This is a genomic window from Paenibacillus taiwanensis DSM 18679 (assembly GCF_000425125.1).
GTDB lineage: Bacteria > Bacillota > Bacilli > Paenibacillales > Paenibacillaceae > Paenibacillus_B > Paenibacillus_B taiwanensis.
Map to the genome: position 1 here is coordinate 1 of NZ_KE384306.1, position 19,135 is coordinate 19,135.

General features: G+C 46.0%; 20 protein-coding genes and 4 tRNA genes. 21 read left to right on the forward strand and 3 right to left on the reverse strand.

What is annotated here, in order from left to right:
* Position 1 precedes the first annotated feature (1 nt).
* The 19 genes from H509_RS0108800 to yajC all read left to right on the forward strand — a co-directional run bounded on the left by H509_RS0108800 (position 2) and on the right by yajC (position 13,226).
* A tRNA-Gly gene (locus tag H509_RS0108800) sits at positions 2–76 on the forward strand.
* Positions 77–82: 6 nt separating this feature from the next.
* Positions 83–159, forward strand: a tRNA-Arg gene (locus H509_RS0108805).
* A 17-nt stretch (positions 160–176) separates the two neighbouring features.
* Positions 177–258: transfer RNA gene (locus tag H509_RS0108810), tRNA-Leu, on the forward strand.
* 11 nt (positions 259–269) lie between these two features.
* Positions 270–346, forward strand: a tRNA-Pro gene (locus H509_RS0108815).
* 319 nt (positions 347–665) lie between these two features.
* Entirely contained in the window at positions 666–1,184 is a 519-nt protein-coding gene (gene sigY / locus H509_RS0108820) for an RNA polymerase sigma factor SigY (RefSeq protein ID WP_425414229.1), read from the forward strand.
* A 3-nt stretch (positions 1,185–1,187) separates the two neighbouring features.
* Positions 1,188–1,535: a YxlC family protein gene (locus tag H509_RS0108825; protein ID WP_028544763.1), complete on the forward strand. Its 348-nt coding sequence runs from the start codon at positions 1,188–1,190 to the stop codon at positions 1,533–1,535.
* Positions 1,528–1,734, forward strand: a complete 207-nt coding sequence (locus tag H509_RS0108830; protein ID WP_028544764.1) for a hypothetical protein — start codon at positions 1,528–1,530, stop codon at positions 1,732–1,734. The genes H509_RS0108825 and H509_RS0108830 overlap by 8 nt, the downstream gene beginning before the upstream one ends.
* 26 nt (positions 1,735–1,760) lie before the next feature.
* Complete coding sequence (locus H509_RS0108835) at positions 1,761–1,967, forward strand: PLDc N-terminal domain-containing protein (RefSeq protein ID WP_028544765.1); 207 nt, start codon at positions 1,761–1,763, stop codon at positions 1,965–1,967.
* Positions 1,964–2,887 carry an ABC transporter ATP-binding protein gene (locus H509_RS0108840; protein WP_028544766.1) on the forward strand — a complete coding sequence of 308 codons (924 nt, stop codon included), beginning with the start codon at positions 1,964–1,966 and terminating at the stop codon, positions 2,885–2,887. The genes H509_RS0108835 and H509_RS0108840 overlap by 4 nt, the downstream gene beginning before the upstream one ends.
* A complete protein-coding gene (locus tag H509_RS0108845; RefSeq protein WP_028544767.1) occupies positions 2,884–3,678 on the forward strand; it encodes an ABC transporter permease subunit in 795 nt (264 codons plus the stop codon). Before H509_RS0108840 ends, H509_RS0108845 begins: the two co-directional genes overlap by 4 nt.
* 85 nt (positions 3,679–3,763) lie before the next feature.
* Positions 3,764–4,510, forward strand: a complete 747-nt coding sequence (locus H509_RS0108850; RefSeq protein ID WP_245596010.1) for a BofC C-terminal domain-containing protein — start codon at positions 3,764–3,766, stop codon at positions 4,508–4,510.
* A gap of 234 nt (positions 4,511–4,744) precedes the next feature.
* Entirely contained in the window at positions 4,745–5,923 is a 1,179-nt protein-coding gene (locus tag H509_RS0108855; RefSeq protein ID WP_028544769.1) for a cation:proton antiporter, read from the forward strand.
* Between the two features lie 154 nt (positions 5,924–6,077).
* Positions 6,078–6,581: a crossover junction endodeoxyribonuclease RuvC gene (gene ruvC / locus H509_RS0108860; RefSeq protein WP_028544770.1), complete on the forward strand. Its 504-nt coding sequence runs from the start codon at positions 6,078–6,080 to the stop codon at positions 6,579–6,581.
* Positions 6,578–7,204, forward strand: coding sequence for a Holliday junction branch migration protein RuvA (ruvA, locus tag H509_RS0108865; protein ID WP_028544771.1), 627 nt, complete (start codon positions 6,578–6,580; stop codon positions 7,202–7,204). Before ruvC ends, ruvA begins: the two co-directional genes overlap by 4 nt.
* 116 nt (positions 7,205–7,320) lie before the next feature.
* Complete coding sequence (gene ruvB, locus H509_RS0108870) at positions 7,321–8,325, forward strand: Holliday junction branch migration DNA helicase RuvB (protein ID WP_028544772.1); 1,005 nt, start codon at positions 7,321–7,323, stop codon at positions 8,323–8,325.
* A 63-nt stretch (positions 8,326–8,388) separates the two neighbouring features.
* Positions 8,389–10,506, forward strand: a complete 2,118-nt coding sequence (locus H509_RS0108875) for a SpoIID/LytB domain-containing protein (protein ID WP_028544773.1) — start codon at positions 8,389–8,391, stop codon at positions 10,504–10,506.
* Positions 10,507–10,518: 12 nt separating this feature from the next.
* Entirely contained in the window at positions 10,519–11,550 is a 1,032-nt protein-coding gene (gene queA / locus H509_RS0108880; protein WP_028544774.1) for a tRNA preQ1(34) S-adenosylmethionine ribosyltransferase-isomerase QueA, read from the forward strand.
* 127 nt (positions 11,551–11,677) lie between these two features.
* Positions 11,678–12,814, forward strand: a complete 1,137-nt coding sequence (gene tgt / locus H509_RS0108885) for a tRNA guanosine(34) transglycosylase Tgt (RefSeq protein ID WP_036696854.1) — start codon at positions 11,678–11,680, stop codon at positions 12,812–12,814.
* A gap of 88 nt (positions 12,815–12,902) precedes the next feature.
* The gene (yajC, locus tag H509_RS0108890; RefSeq protein ID WP_028544776.1) at positions 12,903–13,226 is read left to right on the forward strand and encodes a preprotein translocase subunit YajC; all 324 of its coding nucleotides are present in this window, start codon (positions 12,903–12,905) and stop codon (positions 13,224–13,226) included.
* Positions 13,227–13,474: 248 nt separating this feature from the next.
* Here the strand turns inward: yajC and H509_RS24750 are convergent, their stop codons facing one another.
* Entirely contained in the window at positions 13,475–14,353 is an 879-nt protein-coding gene (locus H509_RS24750; RefSeq protein WP_051286911.1) for a phosphatase PAP2 family protein, read from the reverse strand.
* A gap of 118 nt (positions 14,354–14,471) precedes the next feature.
* Positions 14,472–14,867, reverse strand: a complete 396-nt coding sequence (locus H509_RS0108900) for a TIGR04086 family membrane protein (protein ID WP_028544777.1) — start codon at positions 14,865–14,867, stop codon at positions 14,472–14,474.
* A gap of 209 nt (positions 14,868–15,076) precedes the next feature.
* Here H509_RS0108900 and H509_RS0108905 point away from each other — a divergent pair, with 209 nt between their 5' ends.
* Both H509_RS0108905 and H509_RS0108910 read left to right on the forward strand, forming a co-directional pair.
* Positions 15,077–16,399 (forward strand): ArsB/NhaD family transporter, encoded by a 1,323-nt coding sequence (locus tag H509_RS0108905; RefSeq protein ID WP_028544778.1) that lies wholly within the window; start codon positions 15,077–15,079, stop codon positions 16,397–16,399.
* A 149-nt stretch (positions 16,400–16,548) separates the two neighbouring features.
* Positions 16,549–17,460 (forward strand): DUF421 domain-containing protein, encoded by a 912-nt coding sequence (locus H509_RS0108910; protein ID WP_028544779.1) that lies wholly within the window; start codon positions 16,549–16,551, stop codon positions 17,458–17,460.
* A gap of 25 nt (positions 17,461–17,485) precedes the next feature.
* Here H509_RS0108910 and spoVB read toward each other — a convergent pair whose 3' ends face one another.
* Positions 17,486–19,093 (reverse strand): stage V sporulation protein B, encoded by a 1,608-nt coding sequence (gene spoVB, locus H509_RS0108915; protein WP_028544780.1) that lies wholly within the window; start codon positions 19,091–19,093, stop codon positions 17,486–17,488.
* Positions 19,094–19,135 lie beyond the last annotated feature (42 nt).

The window sequence follows — 19,135 nt, forward strand, 5'->3', positions numbered from 1 at the left end:
TGCGGACATAGCTCAGTGGTAGAGTATCGCCTTGCCAAGGCGAGGGTCGCGGGTTCGAATCCCGTTGTCCGCTCCATTATATGCGCCCTTAGCTCAGCTGGATAGAGTGTTTGACTACGAATCAAAAGGTCGGGAGTTCGAATCTCTCAGGGCGCGCCATCTTTACAACTTCATATGCCGGTGTGGCGGAATGGCAGACGCGCGCGACTCAAAATCGTGAGGGAAACCGTGGAGGTTCGAGTCCTCTCACCGGCACCATAATGTAAGTTCGGGACGTAGCTCAGCTTGGTAGAGCACTTGGTTTGGGACCAAGGGGTCGCATGTTCAAATCGTGTCGTCCCGACCATTAATATGAAAAACCGTCGGTTATATGCCGACGGTTTTTGCTTTTTCTGATATTGTTCCGATCGGATGATGATCTAAATCGGATATTACTCTTCTTAGAACACTTCATGTAAATGTGGCCTCGAGCTGCAATATCCTCTTTATATAACAACACTACAGCACTTCATTTTCAATTTGACCAGCTAGTTTTACTTGATTTTATATACATAATCGATTCCCAGCATATGCAGCCTATATTTTTTAATGATGTTTTGAACGAATGAATAGTCTTAATCGTACTACTAAGGACTATAGTCGATACAACTTAAAATACAAAGGGTGTGAGAGCGATTACTGAACAGCATACTATTGACCTTGCACAAGCGGGGGATACGGCTGCATTCGCCCTCCTGTTACAGCAAAATTATATCTTTGTGCGGAACTATGTGTTAAAGCTGACGATGAATCCAGCGTTAACAGATGATATTGTGCAGGATACGATGCTTAAAAGTATGGAGAAACTGCATCTGTATAACGGTTCCTCCAAATTCTCATCCTGGCTGATTACGATAGCTACTCGAATTTATGTGGATATAATCAGAAGACAAAAAGTCGAGAAGCGTTGGCAAGAGCAGGCTGTTCGCTCATTGCGTTTCCAGATCGAGAGTCATAAGGAAGAATGGACGGATGTGCTTGATTGTTTGGGTAAACTTCCGCCCGAGCAGCGGGCTGCGATCTTATTAAAGCATTATTACGGCTACACCTATCCGGAAATAGCAGAAATGCTTGATATGAGCGAAGGCACCGCTAAGTCCCGTGTCTTTTATGGGATAGAGCACATTAGAAAGGAGCTGAAATAAGACATGAAGCATAACAAGCTGCCAGAGACAGATGTAGAGTGGTCAGCTCTTTTCAAGGAAGAGCTTGGCAAAGTGGACGTCCTCAGTAATGAGGAGTCAATACCCGATCAAACGTATCTAATTACTATGCTCACGGAGCATAAACAAAAGCAAAAACAGGCACTTTGGCGTGAGTTAAGAATGCTGTGGCTAGTCGCTGTTGTCGTGCTGGCAGGCGGATTGGCTGTAGCGATGACCGATATATCGGTATATGTTATGCTGCAATTCGTATTATTGATCGGTGCTTTGGGCGGATTGCTTATGCGCGAATATAAACTCAAGCGACAAAGAAGAGGTGCGTCTCATGACTAGCTGGAGTGACATTCCACTATGGGTATTGTTTGTGCTCGTTCCGCTGCTGATTACACAAGGCACAGGCTTGTATCTACATGCGCGCAAGCATGGCTATTATCCGTGGTTATGGGCACTGTGGGGATTTATAAGTATCCCCTTGCCTACTATCCTATACGTACTATTTGTCGTTAGGCCGTGGAGAAAAGCAGCTAAATAGAGGACTAAAATAAAGGAGAGTCCATTATGAATATGTCTTGGTCCGATATACCGTGGAATATCATTATGCCGCTGCTGATCGTACAGCTTATTTTAATGGTGGTGGCCCTAATATCACTAAATAAGACTGAGGTAACTAACGGGCCTAAAGGGCTTTGGTTGGCTATTATTATATTGTTAAACATTCCGGGATGCATTGCTTATTTTATAATAGGCAGAAAGGAGCATAGATGAGCCAGTTTGTCATTACAGAACTAAGTAAAGAATATGGCAGTCATAAAGCAGTAAATGCCGTAAACTTTAACATACCTAGCGGCAGATGTACCGCACTGCTTGGCCCGAATGGAGCAGGGAAAACGACGACACTTCATATGCTGACAGGCATAACCAAGCCAAGTTCAGGCTCGGTTGTGATGATTGACAAGACGGACAAGAAGCATCAGGGGGATTTGAGGCGTTGGATTGGATTTATGCCACAGTCACCAAGCTTCCATCATTGGATGACCGGCAAGGAATGGTTGCAATTGATGGCCCAATTAACCGGCAGCAGCAAGCGCCAAGCCCGAATCGCCGCAGATGAGTGGCTAGAAATAGTAGGTCTGGAAGACGCGGGACAGCGCAGCATCGGTGGATATTCGGGCGGGATGAAGCAGCGGTTAGGGCTTGCCCAAGCGATGATTGCACAGCCAGAGCTGCTTGTGCTTGATGAGCCAGTATCTGCGCTTGATCCGATTGGCAGGCGTGAGGTTATGGCACTGCTGCAATCCTTGAAGCGTCGTACAACGATTTTGTTTTCCACTCACGTGCTGCATGATGCTGAAGATTTGTGTGATGAGCTTATTATTTTGAAGCAAGGAAGTATATTGATGCAGGGCCAATGGGATACACTGCGCAAACAATCCATCGATCCTCTGTTTTCGATAGAGGTTGAGCAGCATCCAACTGCCCTTCTCTGGCTGCAACAATTGGGCGAGCTTCCTTTTGTTAAAGCAGCAGAAATACGCTTTACGCGAGCCGAACTAACTGTAAGGGATTATGATGAAGCAAGAGATTATTTGTTACGTCAAATGTATGAACAACAAATTCCGCTCGTTCGCTTTGAGGCCGGAGTTAACACATTAGAGCAGTTGTTTTTGAAGGCGGTGGGGTCATGAGAACGTGGTTTGTTCTTTACCAGAAAGAATGTAAGGAAATGCTGCGTAATTATAAATGGGTTTGGGTGCCGTTAGTGTTTGCTGCTCTAGGTATTGCTCAGCCGATCACGATGAAATTTATGCCTGACATTTTGTCGATGGCTGGGAGTCTCCCTGAGGGCACGATCATCACAATTCCACCCCCTGTTCCAGGTGAGGTGCTTGGTCAAACACTTAGTCAATTTAATACTGTTGGTTTATTGGTGCTTGTACTTGCCTTGATGGGGGCCGTATCAGGTGAGGTGAAGTCAGGAACCGCTGCTGCGTTGTTGATTAAGCCGGTATCTCATGTCAGCTACTTGATGGCAAAATGGGCGGGAGCAGTCTCGTTGACGATTCCCTCCGTCTTGCTTGGTTATTTATGTTCGTGGTATTACACCGCGCAATTAATTGGTCATATCGATATATTAGCCGGTGCAGCAGCGGCTTGCCTCGCATTAGGATGGTTTTTATGGATAGCCAGTATTACGGTGGCGATGAGCTCATTGCTGAATCATGCAGGTGGGTCAGCTTTTGCTGCGCTGGCTGCTGCCTTGATCACAAGTATGCTGGCGGGCTTGCTTCCATCATCTAGTGGATGGCTGCCTGCCAAGCTGCTGCAAGGAGCCCAACTCGTATTGATGGATAAGGCATTGCCGTTCCATTGGCCAATTGCAGCACTGAGTGCGCTCACTTTAACGTTGGCACTGATGGTCATTGCCGTTATGCGTAACATGCAGCGCAGCACATGGCTGCCAGCAGCGAATGAGTAATAGGCACAGCATAACCTGATTAATGAATGAAATATCATAAGTATAGAGTTCCCCTTCGTTTGGCCACACTATAAAAAAAGTGGAAATGAAGGGGATTGTTATGACAGGGGAGCATCGTTCCAAAACATGGTTCTCTTTTCGCATGAATCAGCTCAAAAAGCGCCTCAAGCGCTGGAAACGGCCGCTTTGGTCGTTGGCTACATTGCTTTTATTTGTTGTGGCGCTTGTTATTGGGGCAAAACTCACCGACGATACACGAGGGAAAACGGACGCAAGTGAGACACATATGAGTGCCGTTGCAGCAACATTTGCTCCGCTGCACGAGTCGACTAACTATAAGGATACGTTGACAGAACAGGTGATGAAGCGGCTGGCCGATCGAAATACACGTTACAACGTTGTACATCGTATGAAGTATATATGTGGTCAGACAGACGATATACTCGGCTCTAAACCTGCTGCTGAAATAGTACGTTCTTTGATTGACCATCCAGATTGGGTCGCTTCTTTTGATGAACATGGCCGTGTTGTATTGGAGCAGACAATTGATGATTTGTCGGAGACATGCAAACGGAATGCGTATATCGGTGTCGATCGTGACGGTAAATTAACTTTGTACGAAGGCACTCCTGAGAAGGAAAAAGTGATTCGAACGTTTTTCCAATTGGATGTGGAGTCGGTTGAGAGTGCTTTGCCGCCTCAAGTGATCAAACAGCTCAAGGATGGAATTAAAATTACAGATATAGATGAATATAACAGTGTGCTTTCTACATTTAGTGATTATGCGGTAGAAGATACCAAAAAAGTGATGAAACCGACTACGTTGCCCTAACGTAATAAAATAGAAGAGGGAAACCCAAACAGGACGCCGTAACCGACGTCCTTCTTTTTTTGCCAATATACGGTGCTGCTTCCATGCTTTACAGCACTGTTGTATGAGTTTCGCCAAATTTTAATTACAGGTATGCGCAAAGCGTACTGAAATAGGCGTATCCATGCTGGAGAATTCGATTAAAGATAAAGTCGGTTTACGGTTATACTAAGGCTTGCTGAAAGGGGAATGTGTATGGAACTTATGCTGATGTTACTTATTATCTTGGTAGCGACCAAGCTTGCCGGTGACTTGTCTGTGCGACTTGGACAACCAAGTGTATTAGGGAAGCTGCTCGTAGGTATTTTGATCGGTCCAGCCGTGTTGGGCTGGGTGAATGAAGGTCACTTGATTTCTGAAATGGCTGAGGTAGGGGTCATTTTATTAATGTTTATTGCTGGTTTAGAAACAGATATGGACCAGTTAAAGAAAAACTGGAAGTCTGCGTTTGCCGTTGCAGTAGGTGGTATTATTTTGCCGTTTATAGGGGGTTATGCCGGAGGTGTCGCCTTTGGACTGGATAATACACAGTCGATGTTTATCGGGCTGCTGTTATGTGCGACGTCAGTTAGTATTTCGGTCCAGACGTTAAAGGATATGAACCAACTCAGTTCACGTGAAGGGACTACCATTTTAGGAGCGGCAGTAGTTGATGACGTATTAGTTGTTATTATGCTAGCTTTTATGTTGAGCTTGTTAGGCGGCAGTACCGATGTGTCTATAGGCTTAGTTATCGGGAAAAAGGTGCTGTTCTTTGTTGGTGCAATATTGCTTGGCTGGCTTGTCGTGCCGCGTGTAATGAAATGGCTCGCTCCACTACAAGTGTCAGAAGCTGTCATTAGTGCGGCGCTTATTATTTGCTTCTTCTTCTCTTACGGTGCTGAATGGCTTGGTGTAGCGGGAATTATCGGAGCTTTTGCAGCCGGAATTGCGATCTCCCAAACCAAATTTAAGCATGAGGTTGAGCATAAGATTGAACCGATTGCGTATGCGATATTTGTCCCTATTTTCTTTGTGAGTGTAGGATTAAAAGTGTCATTCGAAGGTTTGGGTGAGCATATTTGGTTTGTGGTTGTGTTCACGGTGATTGCCATTTTAACGAAGTTAATCGGATGTGGTTTCGGTGCGAGATTAACGGGCTTCAATCGTAAAAGTGCGATCGGTATCGGTGCTGGTATGGTATCCCGTGGTGAAGTAGCGCTCATTATTGCTACGACGGGACTTGCAGGCAATTTGTTTGACGTTCAGTATTTTACCCCGATCGTCATTGTAGTTATTTTAACGACGTTGGTGACACCACCAATGCTAAAAGTGGCATTTAAAGGGATTCATCCCGCCAAAGCAAAAGATGAAGGGCTTGAAATTGAAGGCTGATCATAGCTGGTAACGTCTGTTTTTGGTGGGAAATTGAATGGAAAATTGAATCAATAGGATCATTTTAAGTCTCATTCTCTTCCTGCTGATCTATGTTATAATAAGAGAACACATATGTTCGCTTGTGACATGGTTCGGTAAGGGAGAGATTTTTTTGCGTATTTTGGGGATCGACCCGGGAATTGCTATAGTTGGATTCGGATTTGTGGATAAGCAGGGCAGCAGAATTACGCCTGTGCAGTTCGGATCAATCCAGACAGAATCTACTACCGCTCCCGAGGTGAGGCTGCTGCAAGTGTTTGAGGCGACGGAGCAGTTGCTGGATCAATTCAAGCCTGATGCTATGGCGGTGGAGAAGTTGTTTTTTAATCGCAACGTGACGACGGCCTTCTCGGTAGGTCAAGCGCGGGGTGTTACGATACTGGCTGCGGCCAAGCGTGGTATTCCTATCGCGGAGTATACGCCAATGCAAGTGAAACAAGCAATTGTCGGTTATGGCAAGGCAGAGAAGAAGCAGGTGCAAGAGATGGTAAAGCTATTTTTGAAGCTGAAGACAGTTCCTAAGCCTGACGACGTGGCGGATGCGCTGGCCATCGCGATTTGCCATGCGCACTCGAGTGGATTACAAGACCAATTGAACGGGGTATTGCGACGATGATAGATTTTTTGAGAGGGCAAGTTGCCCATTTAGAGACGGAGTACGTGATCATTGATGTGAATGGAATCGGGTATCGAGTGTATTGCCCTAATCCGTATGTGTTTGCCAAGTCAAATGAGCCTGTTACAGTGTATACGCATCATCATGTTCGAGAAGATGCGATATTGTTATACGGGTTCAGCAGTCGTCAAGAGCAGAAGCTGTTTAGACGTTTGATTGATGTGAACGGCATCGGACCCAAGGTAGCGCTTGGTATGCTAGCGGGGGGCAAGCCGGAGGCGGTTGTGATCGCGATTCAGCAGGAGAACCTTGCGTTTCTTACGAAGCTGCCGGGTATTGGTAAGAAGACGGCACAGCGGCTCGTGCTTGATCTGAAAGACAAGCTGGATTCGATTGGTCTCGACTTAAATATAACGGTACAATCTTTATTCTTGGATACACCGACAGTTGTAAGCGATGAGGAACACCCTGCATGGAGCGAAGCACGCGAAGCGCTGAAGGCGTTAGGGTACAGGGATAACGAGTTGGATCATGCGTGGCATGAATTGCAACATCGTGTCTATGCGGATGAAAGTGTGGATTCCTTAATGAAAAAGGCATTGCAGCAGCTATTTAAGGCTTAATTTGATCTGGATTCAGATTAATTTTAGTAAGAGGTTTGACTGAGTGCTAACTTCGCCTTTGACTTGGCATTTTGCCAGATGAGAACGTTTTTAGAGGAAAGAAAGGCGGTTGACGAATGGACGAGCGTATTATTTCGGCCAACTTCATGATGGAGGATCAAGCGGTTGAACTTAGTCTGCGGCCGCGTTATTTAAATGAATATATTGGGCAAGCGCAGGTGAAGGACAATCTCAAGGTGTTCATTGAGGCTGCCAAGATGAGAAAGGAAGCACTTGACCACGTATTGCTATACGGACCGCCGGGACTTGGTAAGACTACTTTGTCCAATATTATTGCAAATGAACTTGGTGTCAGTATACGCACAACTTCAGGTCCAGCGATTGAACGGCCAGGAGACCTTGCAGCACTGCTCACCAATCTTCAGGAAGGCGATGTTCTGTTTATTGATGAGATTCATCGTCTGCATCGGACAGTGGAGGAAGTGCTATATCCTGCAATGGAGGACTTTGCACTTGATATTATTATCGGCAAAGGTCCAAGCGCTCGATCCGTACGGCTTGATTTGCCCAAGTTTACGCTGATAGGCGCCACAACACGTGCTGGATTGTTGTCGGCTCCGCTGCGTGATCGCTTTGGAGTCGTCAGCCGTTTGGAGTACTACAAGACAGATGAGCTTAGCTACATCGTCTCGCGTGCGGCTGATATTCTTGGTGTTGAGGTGTTGGGAGATGCTTCTGACGAGATTGCCATTCGGTCACGGGGGACGCCACGAATTGCGAACCGGCTGTTGAAGCGTGTACGTGACTTTGCACAGGTCCGCGGCGACGGTATTATTACGACTGAATTGGCGAATGAGGCGCTAAAGTCCATTCAGGTTGACCAGTTGGGCCTCGATCAGATCGATCATAAGATGCTGCAGGCGATGATCATGAACTTTCGTGGTGGTCCGGTTGGTCTGGATACGATTGCGGCAACGATTGGAGAAGAAAGTCAGACGATTGAAGATGTATACGAACCTTATTTGTTACAAATCGGCTTTCTCCAGCGTACTCCGCGCGGACGTGTTGCAACGCCGCAGGCTTATGCCCATCTAGGCATTCCGATGCCAGACAAGAACTAATATACGCAAATAGCGTATAGGAGTATACACCTTGTTTTAACGGAGAGAAGGAGATGTTGTTAGATGATTCGAGTAAGACGCACATTGTTATGTATAGCAGCGAGTACCTTGCTATTGGGGAGCCCGCTGCTTCATGATCATGCACAAGCAGCGGCAGCTACGGCGACAAAGGTCAACAGCCAAGCCGCTGCCAATAAAGCTAAATTAACGGCGGGGGAAACGATCCGCGCCGCGTTGTTCGCGAATTTGGGTAACAAGTCGCCGGGACATACACAGCAGGTGACTCTAACTTCACCGGAAACACTTACCGTACAAGCTCAATCGTCACAGAATGAGCTGGCGCTGGGCATTTCGCAAGCACGGTACAGTATGGATCAGTATCAAATTAAAGTCATTGAAACAAAAGACAAGGCGACAGCACAAGCGGTTCTGAAAAAAGTTCAGGCTTCTGATTCCGCCAGATTGATACATATCCCGCGTAGAGGCACAACTTTTTATGCTGTATATGCTGGTTACTATAGTACGGCAACTGAAGCATCCCAAGCCCTTAAACGGTATGAAGGAGATGCTTCGATACAAGCGTCTTTACAAGGCGCGCGATCAACGATAGCGGGACCTCATTATTTGCAAGCGGGGACTTATGGCAGCTTGGCTGAGGCTAAGGCAACAATGCAACTGCTGCTTGATGCGAACTTTGATGCCAATGCTGTCATTATGCAGAGCAGCGGCAAGACAGCAGCTGCGGTCTGGGTTGGTCATGCGGGCTCTCAAGCGGCATTGGATCTTGTACAAGCTGCGATTGGGCAAGCGTTGCCTGCGGTTTCTGTTCGTCCGGTACAAACGGGCGGTGCATTGGTGCAGTCGTTAGAGGATACTGGTTCCGGCACGATTTCTCATTACCGTGTGTATGGCAATGAGAAATGGGGCATTGAACCTGCAAAGGACTCCACCATCAAAGTTACGGAACGATCGCAACGCACCTACCGTGGAATGATGGAAGTGAGTGTACATAACAAAGAGTTGGCGCTTGTAAATGAGCTGCCGCTTGAACAGTATTTAGTGTCCGTTGTTGGCGGCGAGGTTTATTCCAGTTGGCCAGCAGAGACATTAAAGGCGCAGGCAGTAGCTGCTCGCACATTTGCTTTGTACCAAAACGGCAAGTTCGAAATTGCCAATGTAGTGGATACGACGTTGAGCCAAGCTTATTATGGAATAGATAAGGAGCACCCTAACGTCAAGTCAGCAGTTGAAGCGACTGCTGGAGAAGTGCTCATGCAAAACGGTAAGTTAATCGAGGCGATTTTTAACTCAAATGCGGGTGGTAAGACAGCTGATCCAAGCGAAGTATGGGGTGGCAGCTATAGCTATTTTCAAGTCGTAGATAGTCCAGATGACGTCATTCAAGCAGGCAAGAAAAACTGGTACTATGTCGCTCTTCCTAGCGGGGCACTCGGTTATGTTCGCGAAGACGTGGTGACGAAGGAACCAAGCCGAAACAAAGCCGGACTTCAAATGGCATATCCGAAGGAGAATGGTACGAACATTCGACCGATACCGGCCATTCAATCCAATGTAAATCCTGTGGCCCAAGCGGATAAAGGAACGGGATTGATTGTGCTAAATACCGTGCCGGAATCCACAGAGTATGCATGGATGCGTGGACCTTATACGGCACAAGAGGTTACTAATATGATTAAGTCCGCTACGAAAACAACTTTTAGCGGTACAGTGCAGAAATTGGCTGTGACAAGCCGTGGTCCTTCTGGGCGGGTGACCAAAATGGAAGTAAACGGTGTGCCGATTCAAGTCAGCTATCCTGATAGCTTCCGCAGTGTATTTGGTGGACTGCCAAGCACATTGTTTGAGGTTGTATCAAGCAGCAACTATACGGTAGCCGCAGCAGGCGGCAAATCGACTGACAAGAACGGCATCAGCGGTGGTAACGCTATTGATGGCAAGTCCTCTACGCCACAGAACCTGAAGGATGGTGCCATTGCCATCAACGGTAAAGGTGAGGCTAAGGCAATTAATTCACAGCCAACCTATTTCTTTAAAGGTAAGGGATATGGTCATGGTGTCGGCTTATCCCAATGGGGGGCCAAAGGATTGGCTGACCAAGGGTATGACTACCAAAAGATTTTGAAATACTATTATAAAAATGTTGAACTCGTAAAGCGTTAGGATGAACAGACGATGAATGTGAACTTATTTGATTTTCATTTACCAGAACAGCTAATTGCACAAACCCCTTTGCAAGATCGTACCGCATCGCGCTTGTTGACGCTGGATCGCCATTCAGGGCATATAGAGCACCATACGTTTACCGATATTATTCATTATTTGCAACCCGGTGATCTGCTTGTCCTTAACGATACTCGTGTCATTCCTGCCCGATTGTTCGGGGTTAAGCCTGACACAGGAGCTAAGATGGAAGTTCTGCTGCTCAAGCAGGAAGAAGGCGATGTTTGGGAGGCGCTTGTTAAGCCTGCTAAGCGTCTGAAGCTTGGCGCTGTAGTTACCTTTGGCGAGGAACTGCGTGCTGTGGTGGTGGAAGAGCGGGATATGGGCGGAAGATTGCTTCGTTTTGAATACGATGGTATTTTCCAAGAAATTTTAGATCGACTTGGAGAAATGCCGCTGCCGCCATATATTAAAGAACAGTTGAGTGACCGTGAGCGTTACCAGACTGTGTATGCAAAGCACGAAGGTTCGGCTGCTGCACCGACTGCGGGGCTGCATTTTACAACGGAACTGTTGGAGCGGATTAAGGCCAAAGGAATTAATATTGCTTCTGTAACGCTCCATGTCGGACTTGGTACGTTCCGACCGATGTCAGCGGAACGGGTGGAAGAACATGTGATGCATGCAGAGTACTATGAGATGCCTGAGGAAACAGCGAGTCTCATTCGAGCTACGAAAGCGAATGGCGGTCGGGTGATTGCGGTAGGGACAACGTCAGCGAGAACGTTGGAGACGGTAGCTCAACGATTTGCAGACCAGCCGATTCAAGCTTGCTCAGGCTGGACCGATATTTTTATGTATCCAGGCTACCAATTTCTTGTAGTAGACGCATTGCTTACGAATTTCCACTTGCCGAAGTCTACGCTAGTAATGTTAGTTAGTGCTTTAGCAGGGCGTGAACACATTATGCATGCTTATGAAGAAGCTGTTGCCAACGAATATCGTTTCTTTAGCTTTGGTGATGCGATGTTCATTCATGGGTAGTGTAGACGAACTACAACAGAATGTTGTCAAAGAGCTATAATTCCGCTATACTGTCACTTTAAAATTAATTGCTCATAACGTGAATAAGAACAGACTAGACGAATCTACGATAAGGATGATCACTATCATGGCAGCAGTGACTTACGAACATATAAAGACGTGCAAGCAAACAGGCGCGCGTCTTGGTATCGTGCATACACCACACGGTTCCTTTGAGACACCGATCTTTATGCCGGTGGGCACATTGGCTACAGTAAAGACAATGAGTCCGGAAGAGCTAAAGGAAATGGAAGCACGTATTATTTTAAGTAATACGTATCATCTGTTTTTACGCCCAGGACACGAAATAGTACGAGAAGCAGGTGGACTGCATAAGTTTATGAATTGGGACCGTGCCATCCTGACGGATAGTGGCGGCTTCCAAGTGTTTAGTTTGAGTGACATGCGTAAGATCGAAGAAGAGGGCGTTCATTTCCGCTCTCATTTGAACGGCGACAAGTTGTTCTTGTCACCTGAGAAGGCGATGGAGATTCAAAATGCGCTCGGCTCTGATATTATGATGGCTTTTGACGAGTGTGCACCATTTCCAGCTGAGCATGCTTATGTCAAGCATTCCTTGGAGCGGACAACACGCTGGGCAGAGCGTTGTTTGGAGAGTCATGCTCGCCCACATGATCAGGCTTTGTTTGCTATCGTTCAAGGCGGCATGTATGAGGATTTGCGTATTCAGAGTGCTAAGGATTTGACTTCGATGGATTTCCCGGGGTATGCTATTGGGGGACTCAGTGTAGGTGAGCCTAAGCATCTGATGTATGAGGTGCTGGACACTACAATGCCTTATTTGCCGGACAATAAACCACGTTACTTGATGGGGGTTGGTTCTCCGGATGCGCTGATTGAAGGAGCAATGCGCGGCGTTGATATGTTCGACTGCGTGCTTCCAACACGGATTGCTCGTAATGGCACAACTATGACCAGTCAAGGTCGGTTGGTTGTGCGTAATGCGAAGTATGCGCGTGATTTTGGCCCGCTTGATCCGAATTGTGATTGCTACACTTGCCGCAACTACTCGCGTGCGTATCTGCGTCATCTGATTAAGGCAGATGAGACGTTCGGATTACGCTTAACGACTTATCATAATTTGTACTTCCTTGTGAATATGATGAGTCAAGTACGGGAAGCGATTCGTGAAGATCGTTTGCGTGACTTCCGAGATGAGTTCTTTGAACGTTACGGCATGGATCGCAACGAAAGCGGCTTCTAATTTTTGGGTGGACAAGCTTTCCGCACATACAGTCAGGGGAGCTTGATATCCGTACATAGAATATGTAAATGAAAGGGGGAGTAACAAGATGTCTATCGAGATTGCTGGTGCAGCAGGAGGAGCAGGCGGATCTAGCATATGGTCCTTGCTTCTTCCGTTTGTATTAATGTTTGCTGTATTTTACTTTTTGCTCATCCGTCCGCAACAGAAGAAGTCTAAGACTCGTAATTCAATGCTTAGCGCTTTGAAGAAGAATGATAAGATCGTAACGATTGGTGGACTTCACGGTACTATTGTGGAGATCACTGACGATACGGTTGTGTTGCGTGTGAATGATGTAACGAAGCTGACATTTGATCGTAGTGCGATCAGTCATGTCTCTTCAAGTTCTGAAGAGAGTGCTTCTGCGTAATATTGAGACGCATGGTTTCAGGTCATATTGTAGTTATGCCGATCACATCGGTAAAGCAGGCTGTTGAGTATAACTCAACAGCCTGCTTTTATGTTTATTTGAATGTAAACAATTGAGGTACTCTTTCTAGCTGATATAGTTTCATACAGGTACTAATTGATACAAGGAAGCTCTCCGAGCACTATATGGTGACGGAGAGCTTCCACTTTCAAACATTGTATAGCAAATCTCACATTGTATCCGAACCTCTACTCAGCAGTTTGGTTTGATCCCGTAACATTGTGTTTATGTGTCGGTCTCAACGGCTGTTGTCTTTCACTTAACATCGCTTTTATAGATGGCTCAACACCAGCAAGCTTCATGCCCAACCAGCTAGCGAATGTGGCTAATGCCACCCCTGCCACCATATCCAGCAGCCAATGAATGCCCATATAGAAGATGGAGAAAATGATTATAAGTGCGCTAATGCCAGTGAAGATGGACCAGCGACGAATGCCTGATCTGGCTGCTATTAAGGCAACCGTAACAGAGATCGAAGTATGCAAACTTGGGAAACAGTTATCAAGTCCTGAGAACTGACGATAGTGCTCTTCGAATGTCGGAAACACTTGCAGCATAACAAATTCTACCCCTGCTGGCGGGTATGACCATACTTCATTTACAGGGAAGAACAAGTAGAACGGAATTGCAATCACATAATTGATCGTGATCGCATAACAGACAGCAATAGCCATCTTTATTTTTCCAGATGCTGTATAAACCCCGATAGAAGATACAATCAAACCTTGAAATACGATTAAATAAAAAAATGCCAAAAATTGGGTTAGAAACGGATGATTAAACAGCTGCTGGAAGCTATTTACGAATTGCCCTTCCAACTGATGAATAACAGGAGTAAAGTCCCAAGAAATATTCATAAGCTGCTCAATATCTAACTCATACTTATTAACGAAAAGAATCAACAGCAGTGAAATAAATGCGATAAGAAATGGTTTGGATTGCCAAAGTGCTCGGAATATAGACGCAAAAACAGCAAGTGGCTGCTTGCGAGAACCGAACCAGACGAGAGCTATCACAACTACGATCGTCCAGATCGTGATAGTCTGCATGGAATGGAATTGAATCATTATGCTCCCCCTATTATGCCTATTCACCAAGTATTAACTTACATAGTATATCACAAAGAGAGAGGAACATCAGCGGACGGAAAGTCCCTTTTTTACCCGTAACTTTCAATCATGGAGGTTATTTCTTATCTTTTTTAGTATTAACACCTGCTATTCCACCTAGCGCGGCTACACCAAAGGAGAGTAAAATATAAAGTAATTTATTCCAATTAAATGACACGTCCATAGCTAAAAATCCGATAATAAAAACTATTAATAAATATAGTAGTCCTGTTATCCCCCCATAATACCAGCCCTTCTTGCCGCTGCGACGTCCAGCGGTCCACCCAGCTACAAGCAAAGCAAATCCATGCGTCATATAAGTGTAGCTTTTCAAATTATCTTCACTTGCAGAGCTGGCTGCAAGCAGAACAGAAAGGGCAAGCGCACCTAAAGCTAACCATACAAAGCCATAACAAATGCCTGCAACTATCGGATTTAATTTCCAATTACTTACTTTTTGAATCGCATTCATCAGATTCCCTCCTTGAACAAGCTATTTGTATTCATCGTATGGGCAAGCTATAAGAAATAGTACAAGTCGATACGGAAAGATTACCAAAGGTTGGTGATGGAGAAATGCAAACATAGACGAAAAAAAAGGACAGCGTTATAATCTTGAAGGATAAGCCAAAGTATGTTCTCGATAAATGGATCGAACTACTTGTGCAGACATAGAAAGGGATGGAAATAGTGGAGCATCATATGGAGAGTTGGCAAATTACAGCAGCAGTTATCGTATTTTTGGTTACATATGCAATTATTATTTCTGAGAAATTAAACCGCGCAGTTATAGCATTGTTAGGTGCGGTAATTATGCTCATATTACAAATCGTTGATGCACATGTAGCTTTTACGAATTATATCGAGTGGAATACGATCTTCCTGCTTGTAGGGATGATGATATTAGTTGGAATTACAAATAAGAGCGGAGTGTTTCAATTCATTGCAGTTAAAGCTGCCCAGAAAGCAGAAGGCAGGCCTGTGCTTATACTCGTCATCATGTCCTTGCTTACCGCTTTCGGGTCTGCTTTTCTGGACAATGTGACTACCGTACTGCTTATTGTACCTATTACATTTTCCATTACCCGAATGTTAAAAGTGAATCCTGTTCCGTATCTCATTTCCGAAATTATTGCGGCTAACGTAGGCGGAACAGCTACGTTGATTGGTGACCCACCTAACATTATGATCGGCTCTGCAAATAAGCATTTGACTTTTAATATGTTTTTGCAGTATCTTGCACCGGTCGTGATCGTGATCATGCTCGTCATGATTGGAGTTCTTGTTCTCATCTACAGAAAACAGCTTCAAGTCAGTGACCAGCAGCGTGCTGCTTTGATGGAATTATCTGCCGATGCGTATATTAAGGACAAGCGCCTTGTGCGTAAATCGTTAGTTGTGCTTGTACTTACAATTGCAGGATTTGCACTGCATTCTGTCATTCATGTTGAAGCTTCTGTCGTGGCAATGGCGGGCGCTACCTTGCTAATGCTGATTGGGACACGCGGTGAGCATGAGATTGAAGAAGCGTTACATCAGGTGGAATGGGTTACGATTCTGTTCTTCATTGGCTTGTTTATTCTAGTTGGTGGTTTAATTGAGGCTGGCATTATCGGCCAATTGGCACAAATGACCTTGGATCTAACCGAGGGGGACATGACAAAGACAGCGATGCTGATTTTGTGGGTTTCCGGCTTCGCCTCTGCTACGATTGACAACATTCCTTTTGTAGCGACGATGATCCCGTTAATTCAAGACTTGGGTAATCAGATGGGAATTACGAGTCCACATGATTTGAATCCTATTTGGTGGGCTTTGGCGTTGGGAGCTTGCCTAGGGGGAAATGGTACGATTATTGGTGCCTCCGCTAACGTAATTGTATCAGGTATGGCCAAAAAAGAGGGTCACGGATTTAGTTACTGGGAATTTTTAAAAATTGGCGCACCCCTTACGTTATTGTCATTAGTCATCTCTACAGGTTATTTGTTGTTGTTTATCTTATAGCGGCTGAAGTATACCTCATGCCCACGAATCAGATCATGGCAATAAACACATATCAACATGTTGCATGTCTTTCCATGTGAGCGGTCAGAATACCATTACAGTAGTTGGCGTGATCACTCACATCTTGTGGAAACGGAGGACAATGCACAATGAACGTGTGGCCCCATATTTGGCATACCATTTTGATGTATTTTCTGGTGTTTATTGTACTTCGTGTCATGGGTAAACGAGAAATCGGCAAATTGTCCGTATTTGATCTGGTCATTTCCATTATGATAGCTGAGATTGCGGTATTTAGCATTGAAAATACAGAAAGACCTTTACTCGAAAGCATTACGCCGATGATTGTGTTAGTTGTTGTACAGGTGACACTTGCATTTTTAACTTTAAAGAGCAGACGCCTCCGGGAAATATTTGACGGCAAACCAAGCATCATTATTAGTCGAGGCAATCTGAACCGTGAGGAGATGCGAAAGCAGCGTTACAATTTAGACGATCTTATGCTGCAATTACGGGAGCAAGGTGTGGATTCTGTTCAGGATGTTGAGTATGCTATTTTGGAAGCGACAGGGAAACTGACCATCTTTATGAAGGATACAGCTGTGCAAAGCGGAGGCCAGTCCGGTGGGTTTACAGATGAACTGGAGTCAGGCAGTAGTCAACAAATTGGTAACCGTCCAGGCGACCGCTTAAACAGCTCTTCTGGCACCGAGGCGGGGTCAAGCTCATCCAAGGCAGATCAGACAAAAAGCAGAGGTTCGGCTAGCTCCTCTGGTGGTTCTGATAAGGGGGGAGCTTCCAATTATGCAGCAGAAGGTTCAGGGAGCACAGGAAGCAAGCCTGTAATACAGGCTGACACAATAAAGTTTGTAACTCTGCCGCTCCCGCTTATAATGGATGGCAAGGTGATGGATGATAGTCTTGAACAGATCGACAAGACACGATTTTGGCTAAAAGCTGAAATGAAGCTGCGAGGCGTAAAAGATTTTAAAGACGTTTTCTTTTGTAGTATTGATCATAAAGGGGAGTTGTTTCTCGACAAAAAAGATGCGATTCGTTAAATAACGGATCGCATCTTTTTTAAGATCAGGTTGTTCGTTTTGGGGAAAACCAACGGCCCACAATCGGCACACGGCTCATATCGCTGCGATCAATTAATTTCATTGCAATAAGTAAGCAAATATAAGTCGCAATGCCGCCAAGACAGCCGGCTATAAAGCGAAAAAGCGCATGGCCCTCGCCAAGAGGGGCGTGTACGTAAATATATTGTACGACTCCCGCCATGATGACCATTGCCGCAGTTACTTTAGCGAAGTCGAGCCAAGGGAGCTTTAGCTGCAACGATCGGATGACACTCCACGCATGCAGCAGAGTTACTATGACTGTATTAGCACTAATAGCGATTACTGCCCCCATAATGCCCAAGGCGGGCATGGAAGCAAGCTGTATAATAAGAATCAACTTCAGTGTGGCGCCAATTAGTGTATTTGTCAGCGCGGTCCCAGGTCGATCAAGTGCTTGCAGTGCGGCTTGCAATGGAGCTTGAATGTAAATAAATACGGCAATAGGTGCCATCCATCGCAGCATAGGCGCGACAGTGGGGTCGTTATAGAGCAGCACACACAACGGTAGAGCCAGCACAAACATAACGACCGCAAATGGTGCCCCACATACGAGGGCAAGGCGTATCGCTTGATGCAGCCGCTTATGGATCGTTTTCATGTCATTGCGGCCGTATGCTTCGGATAAGGATGGTACCAACGATACGGCAAGGGAATAAGTAAGCGCTCCGGGCAGCAGCAAGATAGGAATAATCATCCCTTGCAGCGCACCGTATTGCGCTGTAGCGACTGCTGTAGCTATGCCAGCTACGGCAAGGCTGCGAGCAATTGTAATCGACTCCACGAGGTAGGAGAGGGAGCCGATGAGCTTTCCGCCCGTTACGGGGAGCGCAATTCTCATCATGCTGCGCCATACGCCTCTTTGCGTAGGAGAGGGCACACCTTGCTCTAATGTGAAAGTAGGCTGCTCATCCGCTTGGTCGATTTCCATTCGCTCTCGCCTGCGGGAGGCGTAAAGCTCGTAAGCGAGTACCAATAGCCCGCCTAACTCGCCAATGACGGTGCCGAGCATGGCGCCAGCGGCTGCCCATTCCAGCCCGTAAGGCAGCAATACATAGGCGCAGGCGATGACGGCGATAATACGTATAATCGTCTCCGTCACTTGGGACACTGCGGTAGGAATCATATTGTGCTTCCCTTGAAAATAACCGCGAAGCACAGAAGATACAGCGACAAGAACGATAATTGGTGTCATAATAAGAAAAGTGAAATAGACACGCTTGTCCGTTAACAGATGTGACGTAATCCACGGGGCTAGCAGCAAGCTAATAATGGAGAGTACAATACCAACGGTAGACGTCAACAAGAGGGCGGTTCGCAGAATCCGATAGGTGCGCGGCCTATCACCTCTTGACTCTGCTTCGGCCACTAGCTTGGAGACGGCCAGTGGTACGCCACCTGTAATGATGGTAATCATAACGATAAGGAAAGGGTAGCCAAGCTGGTAAATGCCGACTCCTTCCGCACCGATGATTCTAGGCAGTGTGATGCGCGGGATGAAGCCGAGTATACGATTGACGATACCGGCAGCTAGCAGTATAAGAGTGCCTTGGATAAAGGATTGTTTTTTCACCGACGATCCCTCGCTTGAGGTAACTTGTACCTATTGTCATTA

Excerpts from the sequence above, each read along its gene's own strand:
- ruvA (WP_028544771.1), top strand. The coding sequence starts at position 6,578 with ATGATAGATTTTTTGAGAGGGCAAGTTGCCCATTTAGAGACGGAGTAC.
- H509_RS0108900 (WP_028544777.1), bottom strand. The coding sequence starts at position 14,867 with ATGAATGCGATTCAAAAAGTAAGTAATTGGAAATTAAATCCGATAGTT.
- H509_RS24750 (WP_051286911.1), bottom strand. The coding sequence starts at position 14,353 with ATGATTCAATTCCATTCCATGCAGACTATCACGATCTGGACGATCGTA.
- H509_RS0108905 (WP_028544778.1), top strand. The coding sequence starts at position 15,077 with ATGGAAATAGTGGAGCATCATATGGAGAGTTGGCAAATTACAGCAGCA.
- ruvB (WP_028544772.1), top strand. The coding sequence starts at position 7,321 with ATGGACGAGCGTATTATTTCGGCCAACTTCATGATGGAGGATCAAGCG.
- tgt (WP_036696854.1), top strand. The coding sequence starts at position 11,678 with ATGGCAGCAGTGACTTACGAACATATAAAGACGTGCAAGCAAACAGGC.
- H509_RS0108910 (WP_028544779.1), top strand. The coding sequence starts at position 16,549 with ATGAACGTGTGGCCCCATATTTGGCATACCATTTTGATGTATTTTCTG.
- H509_RS0108850 (WP_245596010.1), top strand. The coding sequence starts at position 3,764 with ATGAAGGGGATTGTTATGACAGGGGAGCATCGTTCCAAAACATGGTTC.
- yajC (WP_028544776.1), top strand. The coding sequence starts at position 12,903 with ATGTCTATCGAGATTGCTGGTGCAGCAGGAGGAGCAGGCGGATCTAGC.
- H509_RS0108845 (WP_028544767.1), top strand. The coding sequence starts at position 2,884 with ATGAGAACGTGGTTTGTTCTTTACCAGAAAGAATGTAAGGAAATGCTG.
- H509_RS0108830 (WP_028544764.1), top strand. The coding sequence starts at position 1,528 with ATGACTAGCTGGAGTGACATTCCACTATGGGTATTGTTTGTGCTCGTT.
- queA (WP_028544774.1), top strand. The coding sequence starts at position 10,519 with ATGAATGTGAACTTATTTGATTTTCATTTACCAGAACAGCTAATTGCA.
- H509_RS0108875 (WP_028544773.1), top strand. The coding sequence starts at position 8,389 with ATGATTCGAGTAAGACGCACATTGTTATGTATAGCAGCGAGTACCTTG.
- H509_RS0108840 (WP_028544766.1), top strand. The coding sequence starts at position 1,964 with ATGAGCCAGTTTGTCATTACAGAACTAAGTAAAGAATATGGCAGTCAT.
- H509_RS0108855 (WP_028544769.1), top strand. The coding sequence starts at position 4,745 with ATGGAACTTATGCTGATGTTACTTATTATCTTGGTAGCGACCAAGCTT.
- H509_RS0108825 (WP_028544763.1), top strand. The coding sequence starts at position 1,188 with ATGAAGCATAACAAGCTGCCAGAGACAGATGTAGAGTGGTCAGCTCTT.
- H509_RS0108835 (WP_028544765.1), top strand. The coding sequence starts at position 1,761 with ATGAATATGTCTTGGTCCGATATACCGTGGAATATCATTATGCCGCTG.